Annotated in this window: 10 protein-coding genes and 1 pseudogene; 5 read left to right on the forward strand and 6 right to left on the reverse strand. The window is 40.6% G+C overall.

What is annotated here, in order from left to right; translation table 11 throughout:
- Positions 1–12 precede the first annotated feature (12 nt).
- The 5 genes from hutH to hutU all read right to left on the reverse strand — a co-directional run bounded on the left by hutH (position 13) and on the right by hutU (position 7292).
- Positions 13–1542, reverse strand: coding sequence for a histidine ammonia-lyase (gene hutH, locus ABC357_RS06130; protein ID WP_412886652.1), 1530 nt, complete (start codon positions 1540–1542; stop codon positions 13–15).
- 76 nt (positions 1543–1618) lie between these two features.
- Entirely contained in the window at positions 1619–2779 is a 1161-nt protein-coding gene (locus tag ABC357_RS06135) for a M20/M25/M40 family metallo-hydrolase (protein WP_412886653.1), read from the reverse strand.
- Positions 2780–2809: 30 nt separating this feature from the next.
- Positions 2810–4060 (reverse strand): imidazolonepropionase, encoded by a 1251-nt coding sequence (hutI, locus tag ABC357_RS06140; protein ID WP_412886654.1) that lies wholly within the window; start codon positions 4058–4060, stop codon positions 2810–2812.
- Between the two features lie 63 nt (positions 4061–4123).
- Positions 4124–5413: a YjiH family protein gene (locus ABC357_RS06145; protein WP_412888593.1), complete on the reverse strand. Its 1290-nt coding sequence runs from the start codon at positions 5411–5413 to the stop codon at positions 4124–4126.
- Between the two features lie 157 nt (positions 5414–5570).
- Complete coding sequence (gene hutU, locus ABC357_RS06150) at positions 5571–7292, reverse strand: N-tau-methylurocanate hydratase (protein WP_412886655.1); 1722 nt, start codon at positions 7290–7292, stop codon at positions 5571–5573.
- Between the two features lie 435 nt (positions 7293–7727).
- On the opposite strand from hutU, the gene ABC357_RS06155 reads away from it, so the two are divergent.
- A complete protein-coding gene (locus tag ABC357_RS06155; RefSeq protein ID WP_412886656.1) occupies positions 7728–9410 on the forward strand; it encodes a sigma-54 interaction domain-containing protein in 1683 nt (560 codons plus the stop codon).
- 123 nt (positions 9411–9533) lie between these two features.
- On the opposite strand, the pseudogene ABC357_RS06160 reads toward ABC357_RS06155, so the two are convergent.
- Positions 9534–9763 (reverse strand): annotated as a pseudogene (locus tag ABC357_RS06160) (helix-turn-helix domain-containing protein); the annotation flags it as partial.
- Positions 9764–10092: 329 nt separating this feature from the next.
- Between ABC357_RS06160 and ABC357_RS06165 the strand changes: the two are divergent.
- The 4 genes from ABC357_RS06165 (at position 10093) to ABC357_RS06180 (ending at position 12577) form a co-directional block, all read left to right on the forward strand.
- On the forward strand, positions 10093–10602 hold the full coding sequence (locus ABC357_RS06165; RefSeq protein WP_412886657.1) for a GNAT family N-acetyltransferase: 510 nt from the start codon (positions 10093–10095) through the stop codon (positions 10600–10602).
- 98 nt (positions 10603–10700) lie between these two features.
- Positions 10701–11177: a DinB family protein gene (locus ABC357_RS06170; protein WP_412886658.1), complete on the forward strand. Its 477-nt coding sequence runs from the start codon at positions 10701–10703 to the stop codon at positions 11175–11177.
- A 553-nt stretch (positions 11178–11730) separates the two neighbouring features.
- Entirely contained in the window at positions 11731–11946 is a 216-nt protein-coding gene (locus ABC357_RS06175) for a DUF3923 family protein (protein WP_412886659.1), read from the forward strand.
- 199 nt (positions 11947–12145) lie between these two features.
- A complete protein-coding gene (locus tag ABC357_RS06180; protein WP_412886660.1) occupies positions 12146–12577 on the forward strand; it encodes an NUDIX hydrolase in 432 nt (143 codons plus the stop codon).
- The last annotated feature ends 208 nt before the right edge of the window (positions 12578–12785 follow it).

The following is a 12785-nucleotide window of genomic DNA, read 5'->3' on the forward strand; positions in this document are numbered from 1 at the left end:
CCTCCTCGATTGTTATGACCATTGAATTAACGAATGATCTTTTAATAGAAACTGTGCAAGTTCTTCCATTTCCTCCGCTATAGCACGGTCTGTTTGCAGGGGAGGGCATATGTGCCTGATCCGTTCCAAATAGTTTCTTGTTGCTTGCGCCAGCTGGTTCTCAGCCTGTTCAAGATAAATAGCCTGGGAAGCACAGATCATTTCGATTGCAATAACACGTGCGGTATTATGGATGATATCCCGCGCCTGTCTGGCTGCTATAGTGCCCATGCTGACATGGTCTTCCTGATTTGCCGATGTGGGGATTGAATCGACGCTAGCCGGGTGTGCAAGTACCTTATTTTCGGAAACTAAAGAGGCAGCTGCATATTGTGCTACCATTAGGCCAGTCTCTAAGCCGGGATTTATCGCTAAGAAAGGAGATAAGCCGCTAAGCTGCGGATTGACCAGCCGTTCTGTCCGGCGTTCGGAGATATTGGCCCATTCAGCGGCAGCCACCTTCAGAAAATCCATGGAGAGGGCGATTGGCTGGCCATGGAAATGTCCTCCAGACAGAATCTCACCGCTTTCTAGGACGATAGGATTGTCTGTTGTTGAATTCATTTCAATCGCTAGGCGTTCATCCACGTAATTGAATGCTTGCCATGAAGCGCCATGTACCTGGGGGATACAACGGATTGAATAGGCGTCCTGTATCCGGATCTCCCCTTGGCGTGTTATTCTTTTACTCCCTTCAAGCCAGTTTCTCATCCTGTCGGCTACTGTTTCCAATTCGGGATGCGGCCGAACTGCTAGCAAATCTTTATCAAAGGCAGATATCACCCCATTCAATGCTTCCATAGTAAGAGAGGCAGCCATATCGGCTGCGACCCCAATCCTTTCTGCTTCATTCAAGGCAATTACCCCGACTGCTGACATAGCTTGTGTTCCGTTTATCAGGGCAAGGCCTTCTTTTGCTTCCAACGTTACGGGCAGCAGTCCGGCTCTCTTCAATGCTTCAGAACCTGTAAGGATTTCTCCTTTATATTCAGCCTTGCCTTCACCCACCAGAACGATGGCTATGTGGGAAAGGGGTGCTAAATCGCCGCTCGCCCCAACAGAGCCTTTACAAGGAACGATAGGGTGGACGCCTTTGTTGATCATGTCAATTAGCAGCTGAAGCGTTTCCTCTCTAATTCCAGAAAATCCTTTCGCCAAAGAATTGGCCCGAAGAATCATCATGGCCCGTACCACTGGTATAGGCAACGGTTCGCCGACGCCGACTACATCCGCGCGCAATAAATTCAATTGTAATTTGCAAATATCATCCTGCGGTATTTCAATATCACTTAATTTTCCAAACCCTGTGTTGACACCGTAAACGACTTTTCCTTCACGGATCTGTTTCTCAATTCTTTTTCTGCTTTCCTTTACACGAACCAAGCTTGAATCTGCAATTGAAATAGTCATCTTGTGATCCACTACTTTTTGAATCTTGTACCGGTCCAATGTGTACCCATCTATTTCCAGCAGTCCGGTTTTGAGAAGTTGATTGTCGGCCATAATGGTTATCTCCTTTTTGAAAATTCAGTTTATAACGAATGCGGGTTGGCAATAGCCGTTAAACCAGGATGACTGATTATTTATGGGAATCATGCCATTGTTCAATTAGGGCAGCGGTCAGCTTTCCAGTGTTTATTAAATTTTCGATGCTGATACATTCTCTGAAGGAATGAATATTTTGAAAACCAAGCCCGAGTGTAATACAGGTTAATCCATTCTCATTCAGTTTATTTGTATCTGCCCCACCCAAAGTTTCTGTTAAATAGGAAGGGACTGTAATGGAATGGCATGCTGATTCAACCGTCTTCACTAAGATATTCTCTGAAGGAATATCAAACCCTTCATATTTCTTTTCGAATCGAATCTTCACGCTTCCGCCTTTTTGCTCAGCTGCATGTTTCATTGCGTCTTCCATATGCTGCAACTGAGCATTCAGCTCCTCTTGGGAAAAGCTTCGTACTTCACCGGCTACTTGAACACTTCCTGGAATAATGGAAGTCAATTCCCCGGCGTTTATGATCCCGATATTGGCAACTGTGTTTTCCGATATCGAACCTAATTTCATATTGCCTATTCCAGCTGAAGCAATCAGAATGGCATTATTCCCTTCCTCAGCATTGAGGGCGATGTGGGCAGTGTTTCCTTCAACTTCAAAAAAAATCCGGCTGCTGTATGGACCTTTTAAGATAATCTGACCAACATCCCCGCTGCTATCGAAAATATATCCTGATTTGCTTTTTACCAGACTGTAATCCAGGAAATGGGCTCCTATGAGTCCAGGCTGTTCATTGACGGTTAAAATGAATTCGATTGGTCCATGGGGCAACCTATGATCAACAATGGTACGTATGGCTTCCAAGTATGCTGCCAAAGCAGCGCGGTCATCTGCTCCAAGTATGGTTGTTCCATCCGAATGGATCACGCCGTCCTTGATGACAGGCTTAAGGCCTTCTGTCGGCAGGACCGTATCCATATGGGTAGAAAAGAATAATGGGGGAATGGAAGGGTTGGTTCCTTCCAGATAAGCAACAAGATTGCCGACTTCTCCATTGAAATGATGGTGTGCTTCATCAAATTGCAGAGAAAACCCTAGCTCTGTTAGCATATTGGTCAAATAATCAGCCACTTTTTGTTCCTTTGTACTTGGTGCGTTGATTTTTGCTAATTCCAGGAATGTATCCATTAAACGATCAGTATTGATCAGCTTCGACGCTTTAGACAATTGATTAATGTTCATTCATATCACCTCATTATTTATATTGAAAGACTAATGCTGTACAACCACTTTCCCGCGTTTAATCACTGTTTCTACAATATTTGTGCCCAGTTCATAAGCAATATGTTTGTAGCCAGGGACATCCCAGATCTGGAGGTCTGCCAATTGCCCTTTTTCAATCCGGCCTCTGTCGCTCAAACCAAGAGCTTGAGCCCCCCCGTAAGTAGCTGCAAGAATAGCTTCTTCCACGGAGAATTGATATAAACGGCATGCTAAAACGATTACGAATTGCATGGAAGTGGTATAACAAGCAGGGCAAAGGTCGGTAGCAAGGGCAATACTCATGCCCATGTCCAGCATTTTCCTGGCATTGAAAGGTTTCTTATGGCGAACGGCAAAATCAAGAGCAGGCATAAGAACGCCTGTAACCTTTGCTTCTTTCAGCTTTTTCAATACTTCGTCGGGCGTATAGTTTAAATGATCGGCAGAGACCATGTTCATTTTGGCAGCCAAATCTGTCCCGCCGATATAGGAATAGGCATCTGCATGAATTTTGGGCTGCATGCCATATTTTAAGCCGGCTTGAAGGATGGTTTCGGATTCGTCTGCAGTAAAATATCCTTCGTCGCACCAAACATCACAAAATTCTGCCAGTTTTCGCTTTCCGATTTCAGGAATCATGTGATCGAGTAGGATTTTCATATACTCCTCTTTTGACGTATTTTCTGGAAAACCATGTGCCCCAAGAAAGGTGTTAAAGATATCTAAAGGTGTTTCTTGATCTAATTGCCTTCCAATTTCAAGGATTTTGATTTCGCTTTCAGTAGTCAGGCCATATCCGCTTTTGCTTTCAATGGTTGTAATGCCGCAGTCCAGCATGGCAAGGACTCGTTTTCGGGATTGTTGGTATAGGTCCTCAGATGGGGTGTGGCGTGTCAGTTCAACGGTTCTGGAAGGCCCGGTTGTGATACCAAGTTCCTTCAATTTTTCAGGACTTTCACCAGTCAACTTGGCTGCATATTCTTCCACGCGTGTACCGTAAAAGACGAGGTGGGTATGTGAATCTATAAACCCTGGAGCAATTACCTTCCCGGTGGCATCGATTGTTTTAGCATCGGAAAAATCGCAGAACTCACTTAGTTTTTCCTCCTTGCCGACGCCAACTATAACATCGTTATGGATGGCGATGGCTGAATGATGCAAGACACCAATGTCCCGCAGACCTGTTCCTTTGCACGTTATGATTTCATTGGCATTTTGAATGAGTAAGTCTACTTTTACCTTTGTTTTCGTGTTGGCCATAGCGATCATCCTCCTAAATAAAATTCAACGTTGCGAATACATGATTCAACTTACTAGGCACTCTCATACAAATAGAAAGGCGATAGGGGTTATGATGATTAGAGTCAATACAGTCCTTATGAACCAGATTCCCAGGATTTCACTGATTTTAATTGGTATTTCGGTTGACATGATGCATGGGATCAATGCCGAGAAGAATAAGATGGCAGAAATAGAGAGAGAACCAATGATGAATCTCGTTTCCAGGCTTGCTTTTAAAACCACTAATGAAGGCAGGAACATATCCACTAGATTAATAGCGGCCGCTTTGGCTGCGAGCATAGGTTCCGGGATATGCAATAAGAGTGTAAGTGGATAAAATAGATAACCGAAATAATCAAAGACCACTGTATGGTTGGCAAGTATGAGCCCCAATAAACCTATCGACATGATGGAAGGAAGAATCCCCATCGCCATCATAAATCCGTCCTTAACGTTCATAACAATATTCGTGCTGATCCGGGGAGATTGCTGAGCAGTCATCATAGCTTGTTCCCACGCAAATTTAAACCGTTTCTTTCTGATGATTACTTCCGGTGAACCCTCGCCAGAATAATACTCATTGCTCATATTGCGTAACGGCCATATTCGGACAGTCAAAGCGGTCACCAAAAAAGTGACCAAAAATGTCATCCAGAAATAGAGATTCCAAATCGGCATTAAATCTAAAGTTTTGGCGACCACAACCATAAATGTCGCCGAAACAGTGGAAAAACCGGTTGCAATGATAGCTGCCTCTTTCTTCGTATATTTGCCTTCCTTATAAATTCGGTTAGTGATCAATAGGCCAATCGAATAACTTCCGACAAAAGAAGCTACAGCATCTATGGCGGAACGGCCGGGTGTTTTCCAAATAGGGCGCATGATAGGCTGCATGAATACGCCGATAAATTCAAGCAACCCATAGCCGACAAGTAAAGCCAAAAATACACTGCCGATTGGAACTAAAAGGCCTATTGGGATCAGCAATTGATGGAACCAGTAGGGTCCCATATCATCAGCCAAGAGCCAGGAGGGTCCAATGTTACATAAAACAAGCACTGAAGCAACTGCTCCGATTACCTTAAAAAAGGTGATGGCCATATCTACTTTGCTTTTCTTCCATGTCTTATGATAAAAAGGTACGATCGCTCCTAAGAGCACGAGAATAATAGCATAATAGGAGGCGAAGGAACCAATATGATCTTTGATCCATGTAACAAAATGATCCAGTGGAATAGAACTCTTTTGGTTGAATTCTATCGGTATGAAAAACATAAAGACGCCAATTGAACTATAAATCAGGAATTTGAGTATATTTTGTATTGAATTCATAGAGGGCTTTGGCAACTGTTCCAGTTGACTATATTGATTATCTATCAACTCAGTGTTTCCATTATCCACGCTCAACACTCCTATCCATCATACGTCTTATTCCATCCATTAAGCCTTATGGGAAAGGTGAGCGATTGTAAATGCTCACCTTGTTCAATCAGTTCTTGACCTTCTTCAATGTACGATCTTCCGGGCCGAATGTAGCGTTTGGCGACCACCATAAAGGAATGCTGATACTTTCGGAAGTCAGTTTTCCTTTGCCGTTTGCTACAGCACGGGCTGTTTCGTAACCTGCCTGGGCATGGCGGACAACGCCTATTCCTGAATCGACTGTCATTGCCACTTCTAGCCTCATATCCGATTCTGCAGTGCCATCCGCTATCATCGTCACACCCGTATGGACTGCTTCCCCCATGGAGTAATTCGCTTGTAGGGCAATTAAATCACACATTCCCACAGCATTCAGAAGACCGTTCAAGACGGGCCAATCAGAGATTAGATCACTACCGTCCTTCATGTTTTCCGACTCGAATGTTGGATTGACGATTGATCCGGAATCGAGATTATCGCGTGAGAAGGCAACCGGTCCGGATAATTCGCCGCGGCGGATCATATCATTTACCTCCAATGCGAAAGCTTTCCGTTGGCCGAATCCCATATAACAGATGCGGGCAGGCAAGGCTTCAATCGGAATATGCTCTTTTGCAAGTGTGATCCAACGAGTGACAAGCAGGTCATCACTGAATTTTGCTAAAATCATGTCATCTATTTTTCGCAAGTCCTCTGCTTCTCCTGAAAGGCAAATCCACCGGAATGGTCCTCTTCCTTCGCAGAATAGGGGGCGCAGGTACTCAGCCACAAACCCAGGCAATCGCTTAGCCTCGCCTGCAGGCATGCCAGCATCCATGCATTCCTTTCGTATACTGGTTCCGTATTCAAATGAATGAACGCCAAGGTCCATAAAGCGAATCAACGCTTTTAATTCTCTGACCATAGTGGAACGGGCTTCTTTTAAATATAAATCACGGTCTGATTGGCGAAGTTCTTCCGCTTCTTCGATTGAATAGCCGGCAGGCAAATAGGAAATAGGGTCATGAGCAGGCGTCATGGATGTTGTGATGTCCGGAAGAAAGCCCTTTTGGAGCGCTTCTTCAAAAATATCGGCTGAATTTCCAGTAACAGCAATTCCACGGGGCTTACCTTCCGCTGCATATTGTTTCGCCATATTGATCGCTTCATCCAACGAGTCTACGCATACATCTATAAATCCCTTTTCGATACGTCTCTCAATAATCGCTTTATTGGAATCGCACAAAATGGCAACGCCGCCATGCATGGTCATTGCTCTTGTTTGGTTGCCTCCCATCCCGCCAGCTCCTGCCGTCAAAAGGATTTTTCCGGCAAGAGAATCATTGTAATGAAGCCGGGCAATCGCGGATAATGTTTCAAATGTTCCCTGGATTACCCCCTGTGTTCCAATATACTCCCAAGGAGCCGCTGTATAGTTTGCATACATCGTCAGATTTTTGTCTTGGAGGTCATAGAAGGTAGGCCAATCCGCTTTCATAATATTGGTGGTTGCCATTACAACGGTAGGTGCGTATTTATGGGTTTTAAATACAGCGACAGGCATTCCTGATTGGACGACTAGAGTTTCATCATCTTCTAAATCTTTCAATGATTGGACAATAGCGTGGTAGGATTCCCAATTTCGGGCTGCTTTACCGATCCCTCCATAAATAATTAGTTCTTCAGGCTTTTCTGCATTTTCCATATTGTTTTCCAGCATCCGCAGTATGGATTCCTGTCTCCATCCCTTGCAGCGCAGCGTACTGCCTCTTTGTGCTTTCACTGAATATAAAATGTCAGGCTTTGTCATTGTTTTTCCTCCTAGCATTCTTTTTTTGGCACTTGTAAAGGTAATTGCAAGTTCCTTGCCAAATATGCAACGCTGTACCTGTACTCCTCGAATAGTAGGTGAATCGGTGATGTAATGAGCACTTAAAAGCTCCAAGATAAGCAACATTCATTAAAAGGGAGATAAAAAAAGCAGATACATTTTGCATGAGGAAAAATAAAGTGCACATCAATAATGGGTAAATTGGGAAGGAAGGATGAAAATTCGGTTTTTCTTGTTTTAGTAAATAAGTGATTAGTAGTGCAGATGTATTTTGCATGTTGTCTGACCAATGCTACAAATGAAAAGCAGTGGAAGGGTGAAACGCATGCAGATATAATTTGCATACTGAATATTCAGTTAATTTATAAATGGTGATATAGTAAGAGAATAAACAAAGCAGAAGGAGGTAAGACCATGCTTGAATCTTCTATTGGTCAATTGATCAGAGATTTTGTAGATGGGGTAATTGTGTTGAATGAGCATTTCGATGTGATGTGGTATGACCTCTCGGAGGAGCTTCCTTTGCAGACGATAAATGAAATCTTGGCTTGTATAGAGATGCCTTTGATGTTCAATGATAAAACACCTCTTACGATTGGAAACAAAAAAATGTTTGTGGAAATGAAGGAATTTGTGTTTGAAGGCCGATTCATTGTTCTATGTATTGAGGATGCCACTGATATAACCGTTAATGCTAAAAACCGCCTATACTGTTTGGAAAGAATAATGGACTCTCTCGATGAAGGTGTCATGATGAGCGATTATAGCGGAAGAATGGTTTTATATAATAATGCACAGGAAAAAATGGAAGGGCTGAATAGCCAGGAACTATTGGGAAAGCACTTATGGTCAGTCTATAATTATAATCCTCAATATTCGGAGCACCAGCACACATTAAAAACGGGCAAACCCATCCTATCGCGGTATCGGGCCCATTCCAAAATTAATGGTGTGCCGAGATATGTTAATTACAGCACCTATCCTATAAAAAAAGAGGAGGAGACGATTGCGGTTTTTTCGATTAGCACAAACGAGTCGAAATTAAAGGATTTATTGCATCAAACTATTGAGCTGAAAAGGAATCGAACGCAGGAAGAAAGTGATGGTAAAAAAATCGATAATGGAACCATTTTTACATTTAATCATATTAAAGGAAAAAGCATGATGCTGAAAAATGTCATACAGGAAGCTCAGGCAATTGCCGTTCATAATACGAATGTCCTGATTGTTGGGGAAACAGGGACCGGCAAGGAATTATTTGCACAAAGCATGCATAATCACAGTTCGCGCTGTGCAAGTCCTTTTGTTGCCATCAATTGTGCGGCCATACCTGAAAACCTTCTGGAAAGTACATTATTCGGGACTGTTAAGGGGGCTTTCACTGGAGCCATCAATCAAGCAGGATTATTTGAATACGCTAAGGATGGAACATTGTTTTTAGATGAAATCAATTCAATGCCAATGAGTCTTCAATCGAAACTTATGAGAGTTTTGCAAGAAAAAACAATCCGGAAAATTGGTGCGCATGAAGATATACCCATTACATGTACAGTCCTCAGTTCAACCAATGAAGATCCGGAGGTCTTAATCGCTGAAGAGCGGATGAGGCTCGACTTGTTTTATCGGATTGCTCATTCAACCCTTTATTTGCCGCCACTAAGAGAGAGAACAGAAGATATTCCCTATTATTTGGATTATTTCCTTAAGACCTATAGTAAAACTTTCTCCAAGTTCATCCCGAAACTGTCAAAACCATTACTTTCCCTATTGATTGAATATCCATGGCCAGGAAATACACGGGAGTTAGAACATTTAGTTGAAAACATCATGATCCGCGTTAAAGAGAATGATGAAGTCATAGAAGTGGAACATCTGCCAGCATATATTAGGCGGAAAATCATCGGACAAACAGTGCCCCGCAAAGAAGTAACCACTCCATTCAAGGAACTATTCAAAAAGCCCCAGGAGCATTTCATCAAAACAACGTTAGAGCAAAGTGATTGGAATATCTCAAAAGCAGCTAAACTACTAGGTATTAAGAGGCAAAGCCTTCAATATCATATGAAAAAACTCAATATTTCGAAAGAGAATCAATGAATTAGAAGTAATGAAGGGAATGTCTATTGGGTTATCCATTAAAAGGATCTGTTAGCCTATCCCAAAACGTGAAAGATGTCCGGTTTATATCCATAATTATAATGTCTAAAAAGAATAACAGTGTTCAAAACGTCGCTCTTCTTGAAAGGGAAAGGATGGATACACTCTGTATCTTCCTCCATCGTCGAGCAAGGGATGTATTCTGCTTCTTTCAATGACTTCAGTTTCAGATTTGGGGACATTAATTAAAACCTTCAGCCCATTGGCTATTTTCCAATGGTGGTTATTGTAGGGCTTGAGTCTCCTCTCTCAATCTGTCCAATCATTGCTTTGCTTACGCCGCTTAATTGAGCATGGCCGTTTTATTGGTATATAGTCTATTTTCATTTTAATAGATTAACACGCTGTTGTAGGCTTGGTTTTTTCTTAGCAAGTCTGATTATATATAAAAAGATTCATAAGAAGGATAGTTAGTTAACGTTTCTTTTTTGCCACCGTTGCAGATTTGCAAAAGAAGGATTTGTCTATTCTTGAAAGAATTAATATATGTATTGAAGTAGGAGTAGTAGAGTGTAGCTTTAGTAATTGTTTTGAGTACCCTATTTTAGGAATAATGGAAATGACATTTGGAATCTTATAGCTTATGTTTGAAGTGGTTTGTCATAGGAGAGGAAATAAAAAAATGATTGAATTTCGAAAAATAACCGGAGATAACATAGATGAAGTAATAGCACTTGAAGTTGGAGAAAACCAGAAAGACTTAATAAATACTACTAACCTCAGAAGCATTGCAGACTCTCATATGTTGAACGCAGATGGAATACCAGCGAAACCCTTTGCCATTTATGATAATGAAGTTGCGGTTGGATTTATAATGTATATTTATGATACGTTGAATCATGAATCATTTGTAAACGAAGTTTTCTACGGAAAGAAGAGCTATTTTATTTGGCATATTATGATTGAAAAGAGTTATCAGGGGACTGGATATGGCAAACGAGCCCTTGAAAAAATGTTGAAGGATATTGAAACAATGCCTGATGGAGAAGCAGAATATATAACCCTCTTTTATCGAACAAGTAATATCAAAGCTAAAGCATTATACACGGCGTGTGGTTTCGTAGATACAGGCATCATACAGGATAATTCGATGTTGGCGATTAAAAATATAGATGGAGTCTCTCGGAAATGAAGAAAGATCCTATAACTCTTGAGGTAAAGATATTAAATATATAAAAATAGGATGGATACTATTTACTTATTGTTTAAAGCAAAGGGGGTGAGATTAAAATGAATGCAATGGATTTAATCATTTTACATTTTGAAGAAGTTAGACGCAGAAGTATAAAAGTTTGGAAAGCCATCCCCGAAGAAATGTTAAATTGGAAACCTGATGAAAATGCTCTTACCTGTGCTGAAATGATTAGGCATTTACTTGAAGGAGAGTTTCTTTATCACCAAATTCTTATAGGAAGAGGCAGTAACGCTTTAGCTAATCTATCTAATCCTTTTGAAGACAAAGCATTTACAACGGTAGACAATGAACTTGCATTCGCACAGCCATATCGAGATAATTTCTTGAAATACCTTAAGACAGTAAGCATAAGTGATTTAGAGAATATCGAAATAGACCGCTCTAATGTAGGTTATGTTAGAACACTTGGAGATATGTTATTACGCATTGCTTACCACGAATCTGTCCATACAGGCCAGTTGTTAGACTATATTAGAACTATGGGTATTGAACGTCCTATGATATGGGACTAACGATTATAAATAAATAACGTATTAACCAACTATTAGTTCTGATGTCTAATCTAATAGTTAGTTGTTGGATGAATATAATCAGAAAAGTAACAGATGGAATTATAGTGCAAGACTGTCATTGAGCAGTCTTTTTTTGTTATCTGAATTGTTTGATTTCTAATTCAGGATGGTTTTAAAGGTTGTAATCGTGGAGTGGTTCATCTAGTTCATAAAGACTTGAATAGAACAATTTCTATATTTAGAAATTAATCTAAGATATTAACTTAGATATTCACATTGCCCTATACGTATAATGGAACAGCATTTCAACAAGCAGTGAGGAGTGTGGAATGCTTTGTCCCATATTCCTATACGAATGTGCCGTTTATAATTGGCAAAGAAAAAGCTGTCAGAGCAGTAGGATCTGTAAACGTAGCTGTGTTTTGTTTGCTACTTTTATTATTATGCTGCTACCAGTGCGGGAAATTGATATATTTAATGGGAAAATTGATATTTTCCATTATTTTACTGTATTGTTATATGTATAGGAATGGGAGAAAGGAGGTGTAAGAGAGTGAAAATCTGGTGGGTTGTAAATGTTTTTTGGTTAGTCATTTTTACTATACTTGCTATCATTATTGGAACAAGACAAGAGGATGGTGCAGGGGCTGTTCAAACTCCTGAAATAAGAATAATTACATTTATTATTTGGGGTATTGCCTTTGTGTTTATCCTTATCATACAGCTAATCTGGTTTTATATTGTTCGTAAAAGAATACGATTGTCTTAGCTGTCCTTATATATATCCACAATAGCATACGAACTGAGCTGTTTTTTAGACGGTTTTTTCTTGCTAACGGTGCAAGTCAGCGGCATAAGGCTTTATGTCATCCGAAAGGACCATTTTGTTTTATTGATAAGGGTTAAGTTGATTCCTTTTAATGGAAGTGCAAAAACTCTTCAATTTAATCGAAATTAGGTGAATTTTTATGAATCTTGTTTTTTATGAGATAGGTACTATAAAGGAAGAAGAACTTAGGTTTGCGGTCATTAGTGCCATTTATCAGAATAAATGGGTATTTGTTAGGCATAAAGATCGAATGACTTGGGAAATCCCAGGTGGCCATAGAGAAATAGGTGAAGATATTATGAAAACAGCAAAAAGGGAGTTGTTTGAAGAAACAGGTGCTGTAAGGGGAGAAATCATCCCACTTTATGACTATTGTATAAATGATTCTTCTGAAAAACTATTTGGAAGGCTATTTTTCTCAAAGATAATCGAGTTAGACCAGTTGCCTGAATCGGAAATTAGTGAAGTGAGTTTTTTTGAAATGCTCCCAGGGAATCTAACATATGCGGAAATTCAACCCCTTCTATTCAGAAAAACGATGGAGTTCATGAAATCAAAAAAAGATAATTAATAGAAACTGAAAATAATTACACCTAAACTAATAGTAACGATGATCCTATAAGGATACACAGATCTCGCATTACTCTGTAATCCGTTTCTTTTTTATGCTGCTAACGGTGCAGGATAGTAGTAGAAGGGTTTTGGAAGTTAGTGTAGAATACATGACCATCTGAGGTCTAATAGTGGTGTAATCTTTACATAGAAATCGGGAGGAGTAA

This window comes from Bacillus kalamii (genome assembly GCF_047238185.1).
Taxonomy (GTDB): Bacteria; Bacillota; Bacilli; order Bacillales; family DSM-1321; genus Bacillus_AD.

What these genes read in the sequence shown, in the direction of transcription:
- hutI (WP_412886654.1), bottom strand. Translation starts at nt 4,060, where the DNA reads ATGGCCAACACGAAAACAAAGGTAAAAGTAGACTTACTCATTCAAAAT.
- ABC357_RS06170 (WP_412886658.1), top strand. Translation starts at nt 10,701, where the DNA reads ATGAATGCAATGGATTTAATCATTTTACATTTTGAAGAAGTTAGACGC.
- ABC357_RS06145 (WP_412888593.1), bottom strand. Translation starts at nt 5,413, where the DNA reads ATGAATTCAATACAAAATATACTCAAATTCCTGATTTATAGTTCAATT.
- ABC357_RS06180 (WP_412886660.1), top strand. Translation starts at nt 12,146, where the DNA reads ATGAATCTTGTTTTTTATGAGATAGGTACTATAAAGGAAGAAGAACTT.
- hutH (WP_412886652.1), bottom strand. Translation starts at nt 1,542, where the DNA reads ATGGCCGACAATCAACTTCTCAAAACCGGACTGCTGGAAATAGATGGG.
- ABC357_RS06165 (WP_412886657.1), top strand. Translation starts at nt 10,093, where the DNA reads ATGATTGAATTTCGAAAAATAACCGGAGATAACATAGATGAAGTAATA.
- hutU (WP_412886655.1), bottom strand. Translation starts at nt 7,292, where the DNA reads ATGACAAAGCCTGACATTTTATATTCAGTGAAAGCACAAAGAGGCAGT.
- ABC357_RS06135 (WP_412886653.1), bottom strand. Translation starts at nt 2,779, where the DNA reads ATGAACATTAATCAATTGTCTAAAGCGTCGAAGCTGATCAATACTGAT.
- ABC357_RS06155 (WP_412886656.1), top strand. Translation starts at nt 7,728, where the DNA reads ATGCTTGAATCTTCTATTGGTCAATTGATCAGAGATTTTGTAGATGGG.